Annotated in this window: 18 protein-coding genes; 8 read left to right on the top strand and 10 right to left on the bottom strand. The window is 35.8% G+C overall.

Going from position 1 to position 20,856, the window contains the following annotated elements; translation table 11 throughout:
* Both SMAR_RS01320 and SMAR_RS01315 read right to left on the bottom strand, forming a co-directional pair.
* Window positions 1-1,296: an MFS transporter gene (locus SMAR_RS01320; protein WP_244372451.1), complete on the bottom strand. Its 1,296-nt coding sequence runs from the start codon at window positions 1,294-1,296 to the stop codon at window positions 1-3.
* Window positions 1,284-2,207, bottom strand: a complete 924-nt coding sequence (locus tag SMAR_RS01315; RefSeq protein WP_425277382.1) for an alpha/beta hydrolase — start codon at window positions 2,205-2,207, stop codon at window positions 1,284-1,286. Before SMAR_RS01315 ends, SMAR_RS01320 begins: the two co-directional genes overlap by 13 nt.
* Before the next feature lie 84 nt (window positions 2,208-2,291).
* Between SMAR_RS01315 and SMAR_RS01310 the strand changes: the two genes are divergently transcribed.
* Window positions 2,292-2,987, top strand: coding sequence for a glycerophosphodiester phosphodiesterase family protein (locus SMAR_RS01310; protein ID WP_011838565.1), 696 nt, complete (start codon window positions 2,292-2,294; stop codon window positions 2,985-2,987).
* A gap of 17 nt (window positions 2,988-3,004) precedes the next feature.
* Here SMAR_RS01310 and SMAR_RS01305 read toward each other — a convergent pair whose 3' ends face one another.
* The 3 genes from SMAR_RS01305 to SMAR_RS01295 are packed head-to-tail and all read right to left on the bottom strand — an operon-like array spanning window position 3,005 to window position 6,114.
* The gene (locus SMAR_RS01305) at window positions 3,005-3,379 is read right to left on the bottom strand and encodes a DUF1667 domain-containing protein (protein ID WP_011838564.1); all 375 of its coding nucleotides are present in this window, start codon (window positions 3,377-3,379) and stop codon (window positions 3,005-3,007) included.
* Entirely contained in the window at window positions 3,376-4,629 is a 1,254-nt protein-coding gene (locus SMAR_RS01300; RefSeq protein WP_011838563.1) for an NAD(P)/FAD-dependent oxidoreductase, read from the bottom strand. The genes SMAR_RS01305 and SMAR_RS01300 overlap by 4 nt, the downstream gene beginning before the upstream one ends.
* Window positions 4,630-4,635: 6 nt before the next feature.
* A complete protein-coding gene (locus SMAR_RS01295; RefSeq protein WP_011838562.1) occupies window positions 4,636-6,114 on the bottom strand; it encodes an NAD(P)/FAD-dependent oxidoreductase in 1,479 nt (492 codons plus the stop codon).
* Between the two features lie 265 nt (window positions 6,115-6,379).
* On the opposite strand from SMAR_RS01295, the gene pheS reads away from it, so the two are divergent.
* Genes pheS through SMAR_RS08675 form a run of 5 tightly spaced genes read left to right on the top strand, consistent with a single transcriptional unit; the run spans window position 6,380 to window position 10,991 of the window.
* Window positions 6,380-7,939 (top strand): phenylalanine--tRNA ligase subunit alpha, encoded by a 1,560-nt coding sequence (gene pheS, locus SMAR_RS01290; RefSeq protein WP_011838561.1) that lies wholly within the window; start codon window positions 6,380-6,382, stop codon window positions 7,937-7,939.
* Window positions 7,940-7,969: 30 nt separating this feature from the next.
* A complete protein-coding gene (locus SMAR_RS01285; RefSeq protein WP_011838560.1) occupies window positions 7,970-8,629 on the top strand; it encodes an RNA ligase partner protein in 660 nt (219 codons plus the stop codon).
* A gap of 2 nt (window positions 8,630-8,631) precedes the next feature.
* Window positions 8,632-9,879, top strand: a complete 1,248-nt coding sequence (locus SMAR_RS01280; RefSeq protein ID WP_011838559.1) for an RsmB/NOP family class I SAM-dependent RNA methyltransferase — start codon at window positions 8,632-8,634, stop codon at window positions 9,877-9,879.
* Entirely contained in the window at window positions 9,876-10,859 is a 984-nt protein-coding gene (locus SMAR_RS01275) for a radical SAM protein (protein WP_148676708.1), read from the top strand. Before SMAR_RS01280 ends, SMAR_RS01275 begins: the two co-directional genes overlap by 4 nt.
* Before the next feature lie 6 nt (window positions 10,860-10,865).
* A complete protein-coding gene (locus SMAR_RS08675) occupies window positions 10,866-10,991 on the top strand; it encodes a hypothetical protein (protein ID WP_280097292.1) in 126 nt (41 codons plus the stop codon).
* A gap of 69 nt (window positions 10,992-11,060) precedes the next feature.
* Here SMAR_RS08675 and SMAR_RS01270 read toward each other — a convergent pair whose 3' ends face one another.
* Window positions 11,061-13,022 carry a hypothetical protein gene (locus SMAR_RS01270; RefSeq protein ID WP_011838557.1) on the bottom strand — a complete coding sequence of 654 codons (1,962 nt, stop codon included), beginning with the start codon at window positions 13,020-13,022 and terminating at the stop codon, window positions 11,061-11,063.
* A 115-nt stretch (window positions 13,023-13,137) separates the two neighbouring features.
* Here SMAR_RS01270 and SMAR_RS01265 point away from each other — a divergent pair, with 115 nt between their 5' ends.
* Window positions 13,138-14,274, top strand: a complete 1,137-nt coding sequence (locus SMAR_RS01265; protein ID WP_011838556.1) for a hypothetical protein — start codon at window positions 13,138-13,140, stop codon at window positions 14,272-14,274.
* 7 nt (window positions 14,275-14,281) lie between these two features.
* Window positions 14,282-15,454 (top strand): cation:proton antiporter, encoded by a 1,173-nt coding sequence (locus SMAR_RS01260; protein WP_011838555.1) that lies wholly within the window; start codon window positions 14,282-14,284, stop codon window positions 15,452-15,454.
* A gap of 70 nt (window positions 15,455-15,524) precedes the next feature.
* On the opposite strand, the gene pheT is transcribed toward SMAR_RS01260, so the two are convergent.
* From pheT to SMAR_RS01240, 4 genes are all read right to left on the bottom strand, one after another.
* Entirely contained in the window at window positions 15,525-17,195 is a 1,671-nt protein-coding gene (pheT, locus tag SMAR_RS01255; protein ID WP_244372548.1) for a phenylalanine--tRNA ligase subunit beta, read from the bottom strand.
* 91 nt (window positions 17,196-17,286) lie between these two features.
* Window positions 17,287-18,930 carry a M28 family peptidase gene (locus SMAR_RS01250; protein WP_244372449.1) on the bottom strand — a complete coding sequence of 548 codons (1,644 nt, stop codon included), beginning with the start codon at window positions 18,928-18,930 and terminating at the stop codon, window positions 17,287-17,289.
* 132 nt (window positions 18,931-19,062) lie between these two features.
* Window positions 19,063-20,142 (bottom strand): SufB/SufD family protein, encoded by a 1,080-nt coding sequence (locus SMAR_RS01245; protein WP_011838552.1) that lies wholly within the window; start codon window positions 20,140-20,142, stop codon window positions 19,063-19,065.
* A gap of 24 nt (window positions 20,143-20,166) precedes the next feature.
* The gene (locus SMAR_RS01240) at window positions 20,167-20,733 is read right to left on the bottom strand and encodes an isochorismatase family protein (RefSeq protein WP_011838551.1); all 567 of its coding nucleotides are present in this window, start codon (window positions 20,731-20,733) and stop codon (window positions 20,167-20,169) included.
* Between the last annotated feature and the right edge of the window lie 123 nt (window positions 20,734-20,856).

Here is a 20,856-nt window from a genome sequence, read left to right as displayed (position 1 = left end):
TTATTTGATTCTGTCTCTTGGATATGTTTTACCGACTATGATCCATATTATGAGGCTTATTAACCATAAGGCTTCAATGAGAACTGCAGAATACATTAAGGCTGTTTTCTCGGGTATTCCTATAGATATATAATATCCAGCTATTAATCCGTATAGGACTGGTCCTATAGCCCAGCCACTAGTATTTAGTATATTGTATAGTGAGAAAACAGTTCCTCTATATTCTGGATATGCACAGTCGCTAATAATACTGCTGATATTAGGATATGCGAATGTTGTGAACATTAATCCGGTTAATGCTAGGATTATTGGTGGTAATAGGTCTGTAATAGCTGTAGAGCCGTATGGATAAGGATATATGAACATTCCCAGCATAGCTAAATATCCTATAACGATACCTATAACTGATATCTTAACTCTACCATTAACATTTCCTTTCTTAACTAGATTATCAGCTAATTTACCTCCTAGAATATGTCCTGTAGCTATTGAAAGAGCTGCTATTGCTAATATGCCGCTCGCAATCGGTCCAGGCAAACCCCATCTAATCTTTATATAGTCGACACCAAATAATGTTATGAAGCCCCATGGAATAGCCCATGGAATTATCTGGATCATCATGAGTGTTATTGTTTTATTCAGCGCTGCACGCAGAGCATCTATGAAACGATATTTTTTCTCAATAATCTTCTCTTCTGCAAAGCCTATCCTTATGCCTCTAGATAATAAGTAGAGTGGAATAGCGAATACTAGTATCATTAGTCCAACGAGTAAATAAGCAGTTCTCCAATAAAACAATATTCCACCAATAATCATTCCAACTACGAATCCTAACACGCTTGGCGCATAATATGCAGCATAACCTAGTCCTCTCTTCTCTGGAGGCATAATATCGGGTATGAAAGCATATATTACCGGCCCGATACCGATCTTCGCTATGCCAAATATCGTTAGTATGAGTAATAAGTAGATATAGTTCATAGCGAAGCTTACTAATGCTAAAGATAATCCCATAGTGATTCCTAATATGAATAATAGTCGCGGCCTACCAATCTTATCAGCCAACACTCCCCACATAATAGTTAGTGCAAGACCAACGAGGCCTGGAATAGTTTTCAATAAACCAGCGTATGTTCTCCATGTTGCCTCGGTTCCAGGTATTATTCCTTCCTGATGCATTGGATCAATAACTGCTGCTAACATGTAGTCGCCGGCAAAATAACTTAGAACAAGCAATGCGAGAGTTATTAGAATTGATTTTAAATATATATTTTTAGTTTCACTCAAATCAACCACCTCTTAAAGAATCCAATTACTTTCTCCTCGTATTCCTCCGGCTTATCAGCAATGCTTCTAACATGTGCTGACTCTGTGATCCACAATTCAGCTTTTTCATTATGTTTCTTTAATTCATCATAGAATTTCTTGATCTCCTCTAAACTAACAAGATCATCTTTTTCACCAGCAATTATAAGTATTGGTATTTTTATTTTATCAGCATACTTATACATTCTTAAATCATCGATGTTTACATTCATTTTTCTAGACGCTATACTAACGATTAACGGGTATCCTAGAATTAACAAGTTTTTCACCACCCCCTTCATTCTATTGATCCATCTCCTACCGGATTCTACAATATCTATGTAGGGGCTATCGGCTACAGCAACGTTTACGCGTTTATCTATTGCTGACAACATTATCGTTACTGCTCCACCCATAGAATAACCTATAACTCCTATTTTCTCGGATTTCTCAGGCTTACTCTGTTTTAACCAGTCAATAATCTTCACATAATCCCTTACCTCTAAGTATCCTAGAGTAGTTGTTTCTCCTTCACTTTCTCCATGAGCTCGAAAATCGAATGCCGCGACATTGAATCCGTTCTTAGCGAGAATATTAATTATTGGTTTCATATAGGTTTCATCCCATTTACTGGAAGTGTATCCGTGGATTGCTAGTATTGTAGTATTGCTTCCACGATCAATAAACCATCCTTTCAGTTTCAATCCATCACTTGTTTCAACAATCACATCTTCATAATCATAACCTAGATCTTTAGGAGTCCATGAACGCTTATATCTTGGTGGCTTAACTAGTTTATTTGCAGCAATATATGCTAGACCAATAATTAATATTGCGAATAAGATTACTGCTAGAACAATTATAATGAGAATTATCTCGATCAAACCTATCAATTTTAGCACCTAAAAACATGTTTACAACAATAATTTTTTACTGTTTTATCAAATATATAAATGAAAAGTATGTATTGATCAAGGTGCTTAGATTTGATTATTATAGGTCATCGCGGATACCCATTGAAATACCCTGAAAACACTGTTGCTTCTTTTCTAGGAGCTCTTCTCTATGGTGCTGATGGAATAGAACTTGATGTTTGGCTTAGTGCTGATGGACAAGTTGTAGTAATACATGATCCTGATACTCAGAGGGTATCGAATGTGAAGCTTATTGTTAAGGAGTCTAGTTATAATGAGCTCGCAAAAATAGATCTTGGAATGGGTCAACATATTCCCCTTTTACGAGATGTATTAAAAGCTATTCCGCGAAGATATATTGTAGCTATTGAGATAAAAGATGTAGATGCTGTTGAAGAGACTATTAAAATTGTTAATGAAATGAATTGGCAGGATAATATAGTATATGTTAGTTTTTTCGAGAAAGCATTAGAGAAGATCAGAGAGCTTGATCCAAACGCTAAAATAGGATACAATATTGGAAGCTTAGAGGCGGCAATGAATGCTTTTAAACTACATGAAAAACTAAAATTATACTCTATTAATCCTCCTATTCAAGGACTTCAACTAATAGGATTCGAAAAGTTTAGAGAGTATCTTGTTAATGTGAAGAATGTTGGTGCAAAAACCGTGTTATGGACAGTTGATGATCCAAGCTTATTAAAAGGATTAGAGGAACTTATTGATGTAGTTATAACCAATAATGTTGAGGCTTTTACTAAGAAATAATTTTTGATCTTCTCTAATCATATTTTTCTACAAGGCCTAGTAGCCACTATGTCTACGTTTAATCCAAGAACGTTTCTTACTATAATATCACCTATTTCAACAGGTGCCTCGACAACTATGTTTGCTAGGTACTTTGAAACTTCTATCAATTTATTTTTCGGAATAGGCTTGGATGTTTTAACAGATACTACTGGGAGATCTCCTCCTCTACATTTTACAATAGTCATTAAAGTTCTCATTGGCATTTTTACTTCTTTAATAGCATATTCTTTACCTCTAGGACAACTATAGCCTTCAATACGTGTTATTTTACCGTTTACACTATAGACTTTGATCTGGCATCCTCTAGGACATATAATACATATGATCTCATCTATTCTATCGGGGCTCATAGGGGTTTCGCCTCGACAATTATTTTGTCGGTTGTCTTGGAGACGTCTTCTTTCCTAAGCCTTATTCTAAGCATAATTGATGGTAATGCGTGTATTACTGGTATACTTTTACCAACTTCTGGAAACATTAGCTGAACGTTTTCGAGGGGTTCTGTTACACGTATGTATAGGATAGTGTTCTTTTCCCCGCTAACATATTGTGGGACAACAAGCCTAATGTTTTCTCCAGGTACTACTTTACGCCATTGTTTTGTTGGTAATCCTTTGAATTCTATATGTAAGGCTGCACTTTCAGCAGCCCATTCTCCTTGTTCTGTAGCATAGTCTACATAGTCATTAATTAATAATGCGTTGCCTGCTACAAATACTCCTGGAACATTTATTGTTTCCAAGTAATCATTAACTAAGGGCCCGTGTGTTCTTGGATCAATATTTACGCCTATTTCTTTTAACAATTTTACTTTAGGTCTAAGACCGGCGGCTATAATTATAGTATCACAACCTATTTCTTTCTCGGTTCCAGGTATTGGTTTGAGATTCTCGTCTACTTTCGAGATTATTGCTCCTGATACCCTTCCATTCTCAGCTTTTATATCTGTAACCATGTGTTGAAGCATTAAGGGTATACTGAAATCTTTTAAACACTGAACAATGTTTCTGACTAGACCGCTTGGATACTTTAGTATTTCCACAACTCCAACAACTTCTGCACCTTCGAGAACAAATCTACGAGCCATTATGAGACCTACATCTCCTGATCCTATAATTAATACTTTCTTCCCTGGCATTATACCATACATATCCATCATTGTCTGTGCTTCTCCAGCAGTATAAATTCCTGCAACATTTGGTCCCGGAATACTTATTTCGTATCTATGGCGTTCACGAGCTCCTGCAGCATATATTAAAGCCTTACCCTCGAATACTAGGTTTCCATGAGGCGAGATAATTGAGACTTTCTTGGAAATAATGGATTCATTAATTATTTTCTCAACATATGCATTAGTAACATAGTTTATATCAAGTTGTTCCACGCGGTTAATGAATCTATAAATAAATTCCGGCCCGGTAAGGTCTTCATGGAAATAATGCAAGCCAAAACCGGGATGAATACATTGAAGGGGTATACCTCCCAATCTATCCTTAGCCTCTATTATGAGTGGTTCATATCCTTTCTCAGCTAATTTTATAGCAGATGCTAAACCTGCTGGTCCCCCGCCAATTATTAATGCATCATATTCTTTCCTCACAATAGATCACCTCTTCATAAATAATTCCTTGACAAATCCAATACCATATGTGCTGTTTCCTCCCTTGAAAGAAACTTTCCAAGGCTCTAAGCCTGTTTCTCTCGAAACTATTAGGGATATTAGTGGTCTGCAGAATGTTCCTTGGCACCTACCATACATAGAGTGTGTTCTAAATTTAATGCCGTCAAGTGTTGTTTCCTTAACACCTATCTTTCTCATCCTATTAATTGCCTCTAAGATCTCAGCTTCTGAAACACCCATGCATTGACAAATTATTCTACCGTATTTTGGGTTCTGTTTTATCAAGTTATTTCTTTCGATTCTACTAAGATCCTTGATCTTAATGATTCCTTTACGTATACGTATCCATTTCTTTTTCAGCTTAAGATCTATGTGTTGAGAGATCAGGTTTTTTATATAGTATGCAATTGCTGGAGCAGCTGTTAAACCAGGCGATCTTATTCCTGCTGCCTCAACAAATCCCCATGGTTCCTCGTGAAATCTAAGAATATATGATCCATTCGGAGGCTCCGGCCTTATTCCTGTAAATGTTCTAATAACTAGATTCATGGGAGGTAGTTTCTCAATTATTTTCTTAGCATTTTCAAGAATGAAGCTTATTCCTTCCTTAGTAACAATGTTTGCTTCCTTCTCCTCTATTGATAAATCTTCTGCTGTGGGACCTATAAGTAGTGTTTCTTCAATTGTTTTCAATACATATACTCCTTTTGTTTTAGGTGTTGGCGTTGTATGTATTATTTTGTCTGGTTTAGGACTAGCTGTTTTATCAAATAATATGTATTGACCTCTTCTAGGATAGATTATGTAATCATTTATACCCACCATACGAGCTATTTCATCAGCAAATAACCCAGCAGCATTAATAACTATGTCTGCTTCATAAACATTATTATTTGTAACCACTTCCTTGACATGTTTATCTTTAACAACTATATCAACAACTTTTTCTCCTAAAACAAATCTTACACCATTATCTACATTGTTCTCAGCTAAAGCTATACATGCTTGAACAGGATCTATTGAGCCAGCTGATGGAGCATATAGTCCTGCTATACTACTCCTATTTATACTCGGCTCTAACTTGAAAAGCTCCTCTCCATCAACAATCCTAACGCCTGGAACATTATTTCTCCTAGCTAGTTCGAGATAATGTTTTAATACATGGTATTCATCTTCATTTGTTGCAACGATTATCTCGCCTGGCCACCTATTCGGTATATCTAGTTCACGGACCCATTTATACCATATATTATGTCCTTCTAGGCAAAGCTTTGTTCTCAAAGGATGTTTGTCGGGATCCTCTTCGTGGCATGGATGAATAATTGAAGTATTAGCTTTACTAACACCCCATCCCACATCAGGATTTTTATCGATAACAGTGATCTTAAGGTTTTCAAAACGTGATAAGACCCTGGCAATGCTTAAGCCAACAATGCCTGCTCCAATAATTATAACTCTATACATCAAATCTTTACACTCCACTAGGTTTTTTCATGGACAATACTTATGTTTTATTTTGAAAATATTTGATTGTCGGCCCCGTCGCGCGGACCTGCTCATCCCTAACCCCCTACATGAATAAGAGGGGTTATTTGCAGGTCCAGAGGCTCGGGGCCTTACATAATTAATAATGTATATTGGTGGATTAGTATTTATTTCATGTTTGATAATTTATAATGTAATATATGAGATGAGTGACTGAGTTAATTGTTAGGAGGGGTATTGGTAAATGAGTCAAGATAGTGATGATAAATATTATTTGCCAAATAGGCAATACAGGATTGTCGAGGTTCTTTTGAGCAGTGGATCGCTCAGTGTCGAAGAACTAGCTAGGGCTTTGGATGAGAAGCCCGAGAATATAATGAGGGATCTAGCTGAGCTCGAAGCTAAAGGGTTACTTAGAGTAATCCGTAAAATTAAACAAGTACCAGTAATCACGGATGAAGGACGTGAAGTTCTTAGTTCAAGAACACCGGAGGAAAGAGTTTTTAGGGTAATGTATAGATGTGTTGGTAGGAATGTTGAGGATTTCCTAGAATGTGTTAGTAGTGAAGCAGGTATTGAAAAGCAAAAAGCCCAAATAGGCTTCCAACATCTAGTCAGGAATAAATGTCTAAGTGTTATGAGTGGAGTCGTTGTTGTAGGCGATGAATATGGTTGTCACAAAGCTATAGAGGAGGCTTCAATCATAAGGTCTGCTCTCGAAAAAATAATGCGTGGCGAAACCGTAGGAGACAATATTATTAATATTCTAAAACGTAGACGAATGATAAGAACCGAGAAGAAGACAATAATAATTGTTGAACCTAGCGATGTTCTCGAAAAATTATTTAGAGAAGGCTTGATAACGAGGAGAGAATTATTAACTGTAGTTATCCCTAAGCCAAAGGATGAATTGGAGAAATATGTTATTAAAGAATTCGACCTAACAGTTCCTCCTCCCAAACCTGTTGGTGGGAGACTAAATGCTTATATAGAGTTCCTCGACCTTGTCCGTGATATACTGGTCTCCATGGGTTTTGAAGAAGTTAAAGGCCCACATGTTGAATTAGAGTTTTGGAACTTTGATGCATTGTTTCAAGCACAAGATCATCCCGCTAGAGAAATACATGATACTTTCTTCTTGAAAATGGATTTCAAAGGCAAAGTCCCAGAAGAGCTTCTCAGTAGAGCTGGAAAAATACATGAGAGAGGCTGGGGGTATAAATGGGACCCTATTAGAGCTCTTAGACCTATACTCCGTAGCCAAACCACAGCTGTATCTGTTAGAGCAATCTATGAAAGAGGAGAGGGAGAGTATAGAGTTTTTAGTCTTGACAGAGTATTTAGACCGGAAACACTTGATGCTAAACATGCTATGGAGTTTTATCAATTAGACGGTGTTATTGTAGGTAAAAACGTTACATTTAAACATTTACTAGCATTTTTCAAAGAATTCGCTGCAGCACTAGGTATTAGAGAAGTATGGTTTAAACCTGGATACTTCCCATTCACAGAACCAAGTGTTGAAGGCTTTATTAAGCATCCTCATCTTGGATGGATCGAGGTGTTTCCAGGCGGAGTATTTAGACCTGAAGTAATGGAGATCTTGGGAGCACCTGGTGTTAGAGCTATTGCTTGGGGTATAGGTATTGATCGACTAGCTATGGCTGTGCTTGGACTAGATGATATAAGGGATCTATTCAGTAAAGACCTTGATTTCCTCCAGAAACTTCCAACACCTATACTACCCTACTTCACATCAAAGACACAAGGTTCAGATGTTAGAGTTGTGAGTGTTCCGAAATAGTTTAGGATAATGGTTTGAGGCAGGAATGCTTTGCCACTAATATATGTGCTTGATACAAGTGCTGTAACTGATCCTAGGCTTAGAGAGATCTTCGGAGTTAAAACTCTAGATGGCGTTGTCAGAGAATATGCTCGCCTACTTATAAGGTCCCATATAGTTTTAGGAGCTGAATTCTATACAACACCTAGTACGGCATTAGAGCTTAGAAGCTTTCTTGAAAGAAACAATGTTAGTAGAGAAGCAATTGATATGTTGATGGGAGCCATAACTATTAGATCCCCTGATCTATATACTACTCGGATACCAGCTATAATTATGAGTGATTGGATACATGATATGTTGATCAGGATAACAAAGGGGTTAAGAGTAGCTGAAGATAGTGTTCGTAGAGCTGCTCGTAGAGGATACGATTATGGAGTAGCACAGGATAAAAAGGGATTTGAGGAAAGCGTTGCCGAAACAATACATGAACTTAGAGAAAAATATCGAGAAGCCACGCGTAAAGGCGTTATTGATACAAGGGTTGATTTCGACCTCGTAGTACTAGCTCACGAAATAAACGGTGAACTAGTAACTAATGATACTGGAATAATGAAACTATGCATGCAAATTGGTGTGAAATATATTGAGCCCCCAAGATTTATCAACAAATTATTCCTATTACTACGGGAGAGAACAGGTAGGGTTTAGGATTGGAAACAGTTCTCCCCCCTCACCAATTAGAGTTTTTCCTGAAACGACTTCTAAACTACATATTAAAAGCACATATAAGCTATGATAAAGCATTCAGAACTATAATTCACAAATACAGTTTTCCAAGATGGGCTCTACGCATATTCTACAAGGTAGGATACTATACTATAAATTACTATTATTCTCTAAGATGGTTATCTGCAAAAAACGGTTATGGAACAAAACCTGCTGGAATAATTAATTACTTCTCCAAAATAGGATTCAGTATTAGAAGAGCACGATCCCTTATAAAAGACGAAGTTAAACAATTATCTAGAACCAAAAGAATAAGTCTCCTACATAGTTATCCGGAATTTCTCGTTAAAGATTTATTGAATCATATGAGCGAGAAAGAACTAGATAAGATGCTTAAAAACCTTAATGTAAGGAAGAGATGGCTTAGAATAAATACTTTGAAAATAAGTTATGAAGACGCATATAAATGCTTAGATGAAACCGGTATTATTTATCAGAAAAAAGATTTCCCTAAATACATGGTTTACGTAGAACATCCAAAATGGGATCCAATCGGTCATAATAAATGCGTAAAAAATGGATTCATTATTCCACAAGACTTAGCGAGTGCATATGTTGTAGAAGCTCTAGAACTAGAGGAGGATAAGTATTTCTTAGACGCCTGTAGCGCTCCTGGGCTAAAATATAGTTTAGCATTTATGCTTACTAATAATAAACTATATGGCTTTGCCATTGATCTTAGCTCTAAAAGAATTAGTATCGAGCAAACACTTCTTAAAAGGCTTGGTGTTGATTCCATAAGAACTATTCTGATTAATGCAGATTCTAGAAATATTAAGCTGAGTCGGGTTTTCGACTATGCTTTAGTGGATGCTCCGTGTAGTGGGTTAGGCGCTGTTTATTCAGATCCAGCAGTCAAGTTAAATACGAATAGAAGATCCAAGCTGGAACAATACCATAAAAAACAATATAGAATTCTTAAGAATATTTTGAGATATGCTAGGAGAGTAGTTTATGCTACATGTAGTATTCATCCATTAGAGGGTGAGAAGGTTATTGAAAGAATAGTTAATGAAGGATTAGCTGAAACTGTGAAAATAAATTTGCCTGGTTTATCAACAGCTTATAAAGGTTTCAATATAAGTAATAGCACTTATAGAGTGTTACCGCATACAATGAATAGTCAAGGCTTCTACATAGCGGTACTGGAGAGCAAGGTGGCTGGCAAGTGAAGTTAAAGACTATTTATGGCCCCCATCCTAGTAGATGTTTTGATTGGAGTCTTGGAGTAGATGTATTGCTTCCTCCTAAAAGATGCCCGCACAACTGTATTTATTGTCCATTAGGGAGAACATCTATTAAAACCATGAAGCCAACAATGCTTATTGATCCAGAGACAGTTAAAAAAGAAATCGAAGAATTCATACAAGTTAATGGATGTATATTTCGGAACATATTATTGTGGGGATATGGTGACCCATTACTCAATTATCATACACCGCTAGTAGCTAAAACAATAAGAGATATTATTAATCAATATGGTTGTAAATCAAGTATTAGAATTAGAACAACAGGATATACCTTAGGAGAGAAATGGGCTTCGCCAATACTAGACATTGTAGACGAGGTAATTATTCCATTTGATGCTGCAGAGGATACTAGACAAGTAATAAATGATCCTATGAATAATGCGAAGACCAGCTTATTAATAAAGATATTGAAAAGTATACCTAAAACATATAGGAGAAAAATAGCATTCGAAATCAATCTTTTAAAGATAAATGGAATAAAAAACTCTGATCCCCCAACACTAGATGAGCTAACAAGCCATATTGGTTCAACAGGTATAGTGAAGATTTACTTGAAAACAATAAATAGACCTTCATGGAAACAAATGATTAAACCCGTTAGGGGAAAATTGTTTGCACGAGTCAAAGATTATCTAGTAGATAAAGGATACATAGTTAAGGAATGTATAAGCGAAAAACATAATACAATAGTGTTATCTTCTGATCTAGAAGAAGCATTGATTAATCATCTCCTGAGAAAACCTCTCAGCACAGATGAGATTAGAGCAACATATGGTGATAAAGGAGTAGTTCTTGCTGAGAAAATGGTTTTGGAGAATTTATTAGATAAAATTCTTTGGGGACAGAAATTATTTTTTAAGGTGAAACAAACAATTGATCTTTATAAATGGATTGGGAGATGATGCTTTATGGAGGAAAACATTGAATCTAAGATAAAGGAACTAGAAGATAAAATAAGTATTCTTGAGCAAAGAATTGATAGAATAGAGAAGATTATTGATGAGATCTATGTTTTGCTTCGCGCTCATTTATAGAGTGTCTCTTTTTATCAAGATAAACAGCTAATAGTTCTGTAAATAATGCTGCTAAGGCAAAATAAAAACTTAAAATGAGTGCTTCATTAATTGGATCCAGCTTTGCCCCCTCCTTACAACATAGGTTATTCCGCCACGTAAAGTAATAATAACCTCATCAGGGATCATATCATGGACTTCTATTTCGTTCCAACCAGTTTTTAAGTCGTGCATAATAGTATATTCTGCCTCCCTCGATCTAAGCGTTATCTTTACTGCTTCAATGCTAAAAGGCGACCAGATATATGCTATTCCGCCAGCTACTCTTAAATGAAATGGGGGTATATCGTATTCAATTTTTATTTTTGTCTTGAATTCTTCAAATATTCTATTCCTCCTACTCCATCCTACTATTTTTAGATCAGCATTATGGATACCAATTTTTGCCCATACTATATAGAGTGGAAGCATTGTTTCACCTCTTTTAATATTTCTCACAACATTAGTTGTCCCAAACAATGAATTATCCTTAGTTGTTAGAACCATGTATAGTTCATCGATAGGTATAATTGAATTTATAGTTACAGGTATGAATGGTCCCAGTTGGCTGGGTATGACAGTTGATTGTATACTTAATTTTTTGAATGCACTTTTCAGTTCTTGTACCTTTATACTTATATCATCTACTACAGGGAGGAAACCAGCTATTGAGATCTCTAGAGTGGCTTTGTACTCGCCGGGTTTACTGCCTCGATCAGCTACTATGATCTTGTTTTCACGAGTAGTTATCAGTAGTTGGCGGGAATCGATTCTTAACACTCTTATATTAGGAACTATTTCCCCCACAGGTATTTCGACTACACTATTAACCGGTAGCTCGATTTCTTTTAGTTTAAAACTGATTGTTTCTCCTAGGCTCATATATATGACCTTAGGTATATCCCCCGGAGACCTATACCCTATTAGAACATCGTCTCCTTGTATACTTATACCTCTAATGCTTCCTGTGATCGAGTATTTCGCGATATAATCGAACCTTCTCCCCTCTCTAATATATAAGTATAATATATCATTTGAGCCAATTAGTAAGTATTTTCTCGATAAATTTGCAGTTGAGACATTTGATGGTGCTTCTAGAGAAGATAATTCATCACCAGTCAATGGATCGATTAAGTATATGTTTCTATCATCATGGACAAGTATTTCTTCTAAACCGGTGTTTATAAAGGGTGTATAAATTGTTCCACCAAAGCCTCTACGCCAAAGAGCGGTCTTACTTTTTAAATCAACCGCTAATAGTTCAGAGGTATTATTCAACACAATTAATCCACGACTATGATCATAGTATACTATTGCATTGGGTATAAGGAATTGTTTGGGAATAAGCGATGTTGGAATCGAGTACTTCTTTACTGAGCCATCCCATAAATGGAAAAACACATTTATCTTCCTACTCGTCGTCTCGATATAGGAAAACCATAATCCATTCCATCCACCTAGTAAGAGTTTTTCGTGCTCTTTAAGAGCATATTCTTCTTCATCTTTACTATACACTATGGCATCTTTACACTTAGTACCGGGTGGGCCGGTGGTACGTACTAAAGCAATTATCCTGTCTCCAACAATGCCTACATCAACATGTATGATGTTACATATTTTTTTCGAAAATAATCCGGTTTTGATATTGGATAATTGATAAACAGTTCTTCTACCATCAAGAACTATAAATGAATGAGTTCCATCTGCTAATTGAACAGCTAATCCATGGTATTGTCCATTATATACGACATTATATAATGAACCATATATGGGACTTATACTTTTATCGTTTAGAAACAAATGAGATACTCCAGAGACATTTTTTACATACGTTCTATAAAGTCTTCCTCCACTAACATATACAAAGCTTTTACTATATGTTAAGCCGGGATAAGGACTATGTTCTCCTTTCTTATATATATAAATGCTTCTTGGCTTAATGGGATCGGGTTCTTCACCGATATCCTTATCCTCAATAATCATAGGCATCATATATATTTTTTCTTTAACCATTAAACACACCATATAAATTATTTAGTTTGAAAGCACACATGATAGTATTTGTCTTCAAATATGTATTTTTAACTATGTCATTTATAATAAAATATCTCTGAGGAGGGAAAAATAAATGCCCATACGACATACTTGGTCAAGGGCTCTGCCCAGCAATTGTAGCTTGGATGCTGTCAGATTTAGAGAAGAATATATCGAGCTAAGACTGTACTGCGCCGATTCCATGGTACTGTACACTGTTAACTTTATCAGCGGTAAAGTAGACGTTAGAAGGATAGGCGAACCCGAGCTTCGAGGTGTTACTGAGAGAAAAAGAGAATTTAAAACACTCATATGCTTTAAAGGATATGGTAACAGAGCTTGGACTAAGATCTATAGAGGACTAAACACTAAAATGGTTTGTAGAAAAGATGTGTGTGTAATAGCTAATTTAAAGCCTAATTATGCGCTAGATATAAATGTTGTTACTGGTAACGGTGATGTATTGGAATCAGTTACTGTTGGAGGTGTATATCATTTTGAAGTTGTGGGTTCTGATAATCTGATTGCCGTTACTACACGCGGTATTAGAGCTGATTCAACTATTACAATGCTGATCGATGGATCTACAGGATCAGTAATTGATCACATAACAGGATTTGGCGGATCAGCCGTATCTAGTCTAGACTATGTATTTGTCTATGGAGAGCATGAAGGCAAAATAATCACTCATGGATACAATAATGATGGTGAAGAAATAATTCCTGGGGGAGAGGAGGGTCTACCTGTTCTTCCACCGTTTAATCCTATACCTCACAAAGTTCCTGGTTCAGAGATTTTTGAGGTTAAACAAGTTGTTTTAATGGGAAAGAACTTTTTGAAGCTATATAATCCCGAAGACTATGTTATAGAATATACTTTGCTAAAGCCTCCGTTTACTCGCGGAGTATTTAATATTAATGTAAATAATTATACCGCGGCTGTCCTTGCTCAGATTATGGGTATGCCGTTCATTATAAACTATGACTTTAAAGGCCGGGTTGTTTGGATTAGTCACATTATTAGAGATACTATATTTGCTATAATTTCAGGAGATATAGTTGCTCTATATGTTGATTATGGTAAAATGCGCGAGACAAAAATATATAGTGTAAAGGACAAGACTCTTGTTCTTGAAGAATCTTTTGGCCCCAATGTATTACCCTTACTTGTTAGAAGAAGCAATATATTATTAACTGATGGTAGAGTTGTTGCTTCCTATATGATGGAGTGATGATGGAGTGGATGTCGAATACTTAATATTCGAAATAGTAATGTTGCTGATGCTAGCTAAGATACTAGAGATCCCTTTTAGGAAATACAGTTTACATCCTATGGCAGGACACGTTATTACAGGAATAGTTTTAGGTCCATATTTTCTAGGCTTAGTTAAACCCTCCGGCGAAATGTTGGGGATAGCTTATTTTGGTTTATTACTATTAATGTTTTATACTGGTCTAACAACAGATTATAGAGAATTAAAGAGGAGAAGCAAAACAGTATTATTAATGGGTGGCATGGGTGTATTAGTAACTTTTACATTAATTTATCTAGCCATGTGTCTTCTTGGATATGAGGGTCTGCCTGGAATATTTATTGCTGCATCACTATCTAATACAGCCACTGAAACTATGGCAGCTATAGTTGCTAAAAAAGGAGATACCATATCTAGATCGCTTCTTGTAGGAGCAAGTTTCGTTGATGATGTAATGGCTGTATTCATTATAGGTATACTAGCCGGCTTAGCTGTTGAAAATAGTTTATCTATAACTACACTAGTTATCTTGACTAGTAAAGCATTATTTTTCCTATCATTGATTTTCTTCATTAGTAGCTTGCTTGTAAACAAGTATCCCAAGATATATAAAACTATAAGCCAAGACTATTTCTGGTTTGCAACATTCTCAATATTATTATCACTCTCTTTGGCTGTAGCAGCAAAACTTTTCGGATTAAGCGAGCTAATAGGTGCTTATCTCGCAGGCATACTTATTAGTAGAGGGAGAGAGTTTCATGATCCAATGTTGAGGACTCGTATAGCAATAACCGAGTTTATAAGTGATTTTACAGTTGTATTAGATGCATTGTTTATTCCATTATTTTTCGCATACATTGGTTTATCCTATTCACCGGGGGCTGTAAGTTTTTCTCTGTATTTAGTCTTGCTATCATTGGCTATACTAGGCAAGTTCGTGGGGACAGCTCCAATAGCATATATTTCCTTAAAAGATAAGAGGAGAAGTATAGCTGTTGGATTAGCTATGAGTGGTAGAGGTGCATTGGAAACAGCATTGTTAAAACTGGGACTTGATTATGGAATAATATCTCCTATGTTATTTAATACTGCAATAACTGTTTCTCTAACAACAACAGTTATTGCGCCAATACTGTATTCTATAGTATATAAAAAATGATCAGCCAGGCCCGTCTATTCATCCCCTAAGAAAGGGTCATCCCTTCCAAGCCTCATCCTCTCAGTTGAGTTTATTGTCTAAGAATAATTAATAACTTATTCAGTACTATCTCGGATACAACTACTGGGAATGGAACACCTAGGCTGTATAATAGATCGGGACGGATTTCAGCTACAAAACCTATTTCTTCGCCGCCTATTTTTATTGAAGCTGTTCTTTCAGGTAGCATTCCCTGTATATAAGTTTTCTCGAAAGTAGGATTAAGTTTTAGTCTGTTAAGTATTGTTGATACAATAGCTAATCCGTCAGTTAAAGTTGCTTTTCCATGAGTTATTGCTATTCCTACTCTTCTCTCTATTCTAGCACCAGTTTCAGTGTTAGGATCAAGTATAGCTACATCTCCTATCTCAAATATTTTCATAGAGGATTGTTTCTCCTTATTCTCAACTATAACTTCAAGTAATCCTGGTGTTAACCATCTCCTTAGACCAGTATATTTGTCCATCTTAGGATTTAGTACTGTAATTATTTTCTCATCCGTTAATCCAAACATTTCCAGTTGGGCTCTTGGATTACTCATCATATAGCTAGTTATTTCTGTGTATCCGTATCCTACAAGTATTTTACGGATAAGCCTCGAAATATATTCGAGAGGATGTATTCTTCCAGGATGGGTTGCTGGAGGTAGTTTGTTAGCCTTTATTCCAATAATATCGTAGCCTATTGCCATTGCTATATCTTCAACGATATCTATCCATGATTTAATATCTATTCTATATGGTGGCGTAACTATTTTTATAGTGTTGTTTCTTACCTCAACGGTTTCATGCCCCATTTTATTCAAATATTTTAAAATATTCTTTGTATCAATTTTGATTCCAAGTATTTTTTCAACATCATCTAGATGCAGTTCTATTGTTGGACCTTTGTCGCGTGGTGCTCTTAAAGTAGTATTGTCAGGCATAATTGTGTCTACAAATACAATTGTTTTACTAGTTGATCTCTCAGCTATGCTTGTAGCCATTATTGTTACGAGATCAACTACTGTTCTGGGATCTAATCCGGTTGAATCGATCAATACATTCTTTGTATACATAGTTACCCTGGTGTCTTCACTATTAATTATGGGTACTAATGATAGAATCTTACCTTCAGAATCTCTTATAACTGGGTATTTGTTCCAATCCTTTATTATGTGTCCATATATTTGACCTTTCTCTGTTTTTTCAAGTATTTCTCTAAGATTCATTTCTTCTTTTTCGTTTAGAGGAATGAAACTTGTATTATCTGGGTCTCTAAGCTCATAATATACAGGCATTTTGAACTTATCTAGATCATATACTCCAATACTTGCTTTTCGCCGGCTCCTACCATATGTTGTTGCTAGTTTTTCTTGTAACTGCATGATTTGCCTAACGGATTCATGATCTAGTTCTAGGTCTTTAACTATTGCAAAAGCAACATAGGGTCTGCGTGGTATACCCATATTATATGCTTTAACACCTTCATCAACAAATTTATAGTTCCGACTTTTTATGCCGAGAAAATATCTTAGATTACGTGCAACTCCTTCAACACTATATAGGTCTGGGCGATCATGTGTTGCTTCATACTCTACCTCCCCATCCTCCGAGATAGTTTCTACTTCACATTTGATCCTGGGAAGATAATCCATGATCTCTTCGTTGCTAAGAATTCTACCAATAAGTCTTTCGAGATCCCATTTAGCGATCCTAATCACAGGCAAATACTACACCTATTCTATTTCTGCTAATCTTTGTTTCGAAGATATTATGTGTTGTTGGTGAATATAAAAATAAATTTGACTGGCTCTAGATCTTAATGTTTGACTTAATAGTTTCCCATGCATCTACTACTTGTTTTTCTTCTTTCCTGCTCCATTTTATTAATAGTTCTGCTTTATAGTGTTTGACATGATTATTTAATCCGATCTTTTCAGATAGCGGAGCATATACAGCTAAGTATGTATATATACCCGGTATCTTTCTTATTTCTAAATACCTCGCCCTCCCAAGAATATGGTAAAGTGTTCTAGAGAATATTGGTGACTTCATTAATGGCTCCTCTAATTTTTCGACTAATGGTTTCTTGACAAGATATTTTGACAAATAATTTATACTATAGCCTATCTTGATTGCTTGGCTCTTATACCATGTTTTCAAGTATGAATCATATATTCTCCGTAGTCCTTCTAGGAAATTATTATTCGACTTTAAAATCAGGTATGCTGTCAGTATTGATGCTATACTAGTATTCATTAAGTGTTCAGGATCAATTGTTTCAGTAGTATCCTTGTCTGTATGGTAATATTTGCTAGGCCACTCATTGTACATTATGGAATCTATCCCCCATACGATGAAGACATCGTGATCGCTTCCCATAGTGTATGGTGATATACCATATCTTATTCCTGGTTGGGATATATTGTTGAAGCTTTTACTGGTATCAAAAACCTTCTGCATAGCAATCCATCCAGCAGGTGCTGTAAATGTGTTCATGAATCGTGGTGGATTAATTAATGTTAGCGAGCTACCAGTTATATATTGTTTAGAGCCTATCATGTCAAGATTGATAACCGATAAAGGTCTCCATGGAAGTTTATCTTCTAAAAATACTGTGCCAGTATATTCTGGAACCCATATATTACAGTAGCTAAAACCGGGATTGATCTGGCTCAATACATAGGCTACATGTAGGTTTCCAGCTGATCCACTAGCATTATCGTGTGCTCCTGGCTTAGGATGACAAATATGACTGATAAATACTACTCCGGGGTCGTCTCCAATACAGGATATTAGTATGGGTAATCCCTTGTTATGTCTATTTATTTTTGCTTTCCAGCAAACAGTAATCTTTTTTCTAGGATTTTCAATTTTCAGCGACATAATCTTCAAGGCTAAACTATACGGTATATTCATAACAACTCCTTTCATTTTATCTCCGGGTTCAAGGAAGAGACCCGTATAAGGAACTGCTTCGGGATGCCTATTCTTCATATAGTATAAGATTAACTTAGCGTCGGTATTCAGGTAAATATCATAGAGATAGCCAGTAACTAGAATGGCTTCTCCATCACAGAGCTTCTCTCCACAAACTTTGAGTTCAGCGCACCCTTCTCCTCCGGGACTATGCGCAGCCAAGAGAGTAGGGTGATCTTTTAGATCGAGCCTGGCTAAAACATGATCCCCGATTTTGATCTCTATATAAGCTTCAATAGGATCCCAAGATATAGGCGCCTTAATAAAGCCTATTCCATCTCCCTCTTCAATACGGAAGGTTTTAGCTGGTAATCCAAGACCCCCCAATATTTCTTTTAATTCATTCACGGCATTCCATAATCCGCTACTACCCTGCAATCTATGATAACGAGTTATGATTGATAATGTATCTTTGACAAGTGATTGAGAAGATTCAGCTATTATTTTCCTGTAAAAATCATTAATCAATGCACTCACCTTCTTATTTCAATGTTTCAACATTAAATAATGGGGACCGGTAGTTATATTCGATTCCGTCTAGATCAAAGGTAAATAAATCAGATGATTCTAAGAAGTGAGCTAAGGATACGTGTTAAAATTAGATTATCGCTATAATCCCTTACCATAATGGGATAATTGCTTCAATGCTACTTCAACATATTTCCTCATGCTCTCAGGCAATCCATGCATTGACGAAGCTAAGAATCCAAGTATGATCATTTTTGTTGCTTCCTCCTCGCTTAAACCGCGTGATTGTAGATAGAATAGTTGTTCACCACTTATTTTACCAATACTTGCTTCATGCGTTAAATATGTATCATCAACTTTAGTCTCTAAGACAGGTATAGTTCGATATATGCCTTTTCCTAAAACTAGTCCGTTGCATTCAATATGTCCTCTTGTTTTATTAGCATTACTCTTAATCATAAGCCTTGTATTCATGCTTCCATTTTCTTCGACAACTCCTCTAGTAGTTATTAATCCTCCCGCTCCCTCCCCGTTTAACTCGATTTCTATAGAGCTGTTAACATTTGTATTTCTATGAACATATGTTGCTTCATGAACGTCTACTTGTGCATTCCTATATACTTTAATGCTGGTTGATAATCCAAGAGCTCTTACAGGTGATAGTTTAACATAGTAGTAGCTATAAATAGAGTTTTCTCCTACAATCCCTATTGTTTTAGCTCCAACATTTACATATGGTGCCCAATTGTGTATCATTAAACTAGTTAATCTACTATTTTTACCTATTCGAAGCAGTGTAATGGCAGAATGTGCTCCTTCAGGAACTATTGTTGCACATCCCTTAGCTATGAAGGCTTCTGCATTATCTCCTATATTTACAACATTAATTATTCTCTGAGTAAACCCCCTAGATCCTATTATGAAACATGCATATATTGGTATAGATGATCTAATCTCATCAGGTACTTTAATATAGAATCCCGTTGTAGCCTTATATAAGAGTTCCTTATCAAAGCCAAGCTCATAAGCGATATCATGTATTTCTTCCTTATACGTATTATTGCTTAGAGCTGTATTTAGATCGATTAATATTATTCCATTCCTTCTCAAGTAGTTATAATAGTATCCTTTCAATACTTTATCATTGATTATTCCAGCTACTGTGAGATGCGGATCTGGAAGATTTGCTTTTTCAACATATTCCTTTAAGTCTGTGTTCATCTCTCTACTTCCATGGATATATTTCTACGAATACAGTTTTCTCCGTTCTTTTATTAGATTCAATACCTCTCTAAATAAGGCGTGCTTAGAAGACTCCATAATAGCATATATAATGGATTCTGTTGGCAGTATTTCGGCTCCTTTGCTTCGAAGATATTGTAGAGCATATTCATGATCGCTTTTAATCTGTGAAGAAACGGCATCATACGGTATAATAACTCTATATCCAAGATTTAATGCGTCAATAGCTGTTTGTAATACACATATATGTGTTTCTATGCCGGTGATTAATAGTGTTTTTCTATTCATCATACGTATTGTATCCATAAACTCTTTGTTCCTAAAACAACTAAATGTTTCCTTCTCAATAATCTTCGAGCCTGTTAATTCTTTAGCAATATCCCCATTAATGTCTCCTAACTTAACTTGTTTAGTAGCGATTATAGGAGCTTTTATTCTACTGAGAAATCTTATTAGTATCTTATTGTTCTCAACTAATTTCTCTTTATCACTAATTATCTTCAATAATTTTTCCTGAAGATCTATTACGATGAGAACGAGATCTTTTTCATCAACTAATTTAATCATCATCACAACTCCCCTCACATTAATGATTTATTTTTACACGGCCAAGTATACGCATAAATACCTGACCAATAATTAATATAATACAACAATCTAAAATTTACTTCTTCCAAGAACCCATGAGTTGGT

This window comes from Staphylothermus marinus F1 (assembly GCF_000015945.1).
In the GTDB taxonomy this organism is placed as follows: domain Archaea; phylum Thermoproteota; class Thermoprotei_A; order Sulfolobales; family Desulfurococcaceae; genus Staphylothermus; species Staphylothermus marinus.
Note: the sequence above shows the minus strand (reverse complement) of the source record. Positions and strands in the feature narration are given on the sequence as shown.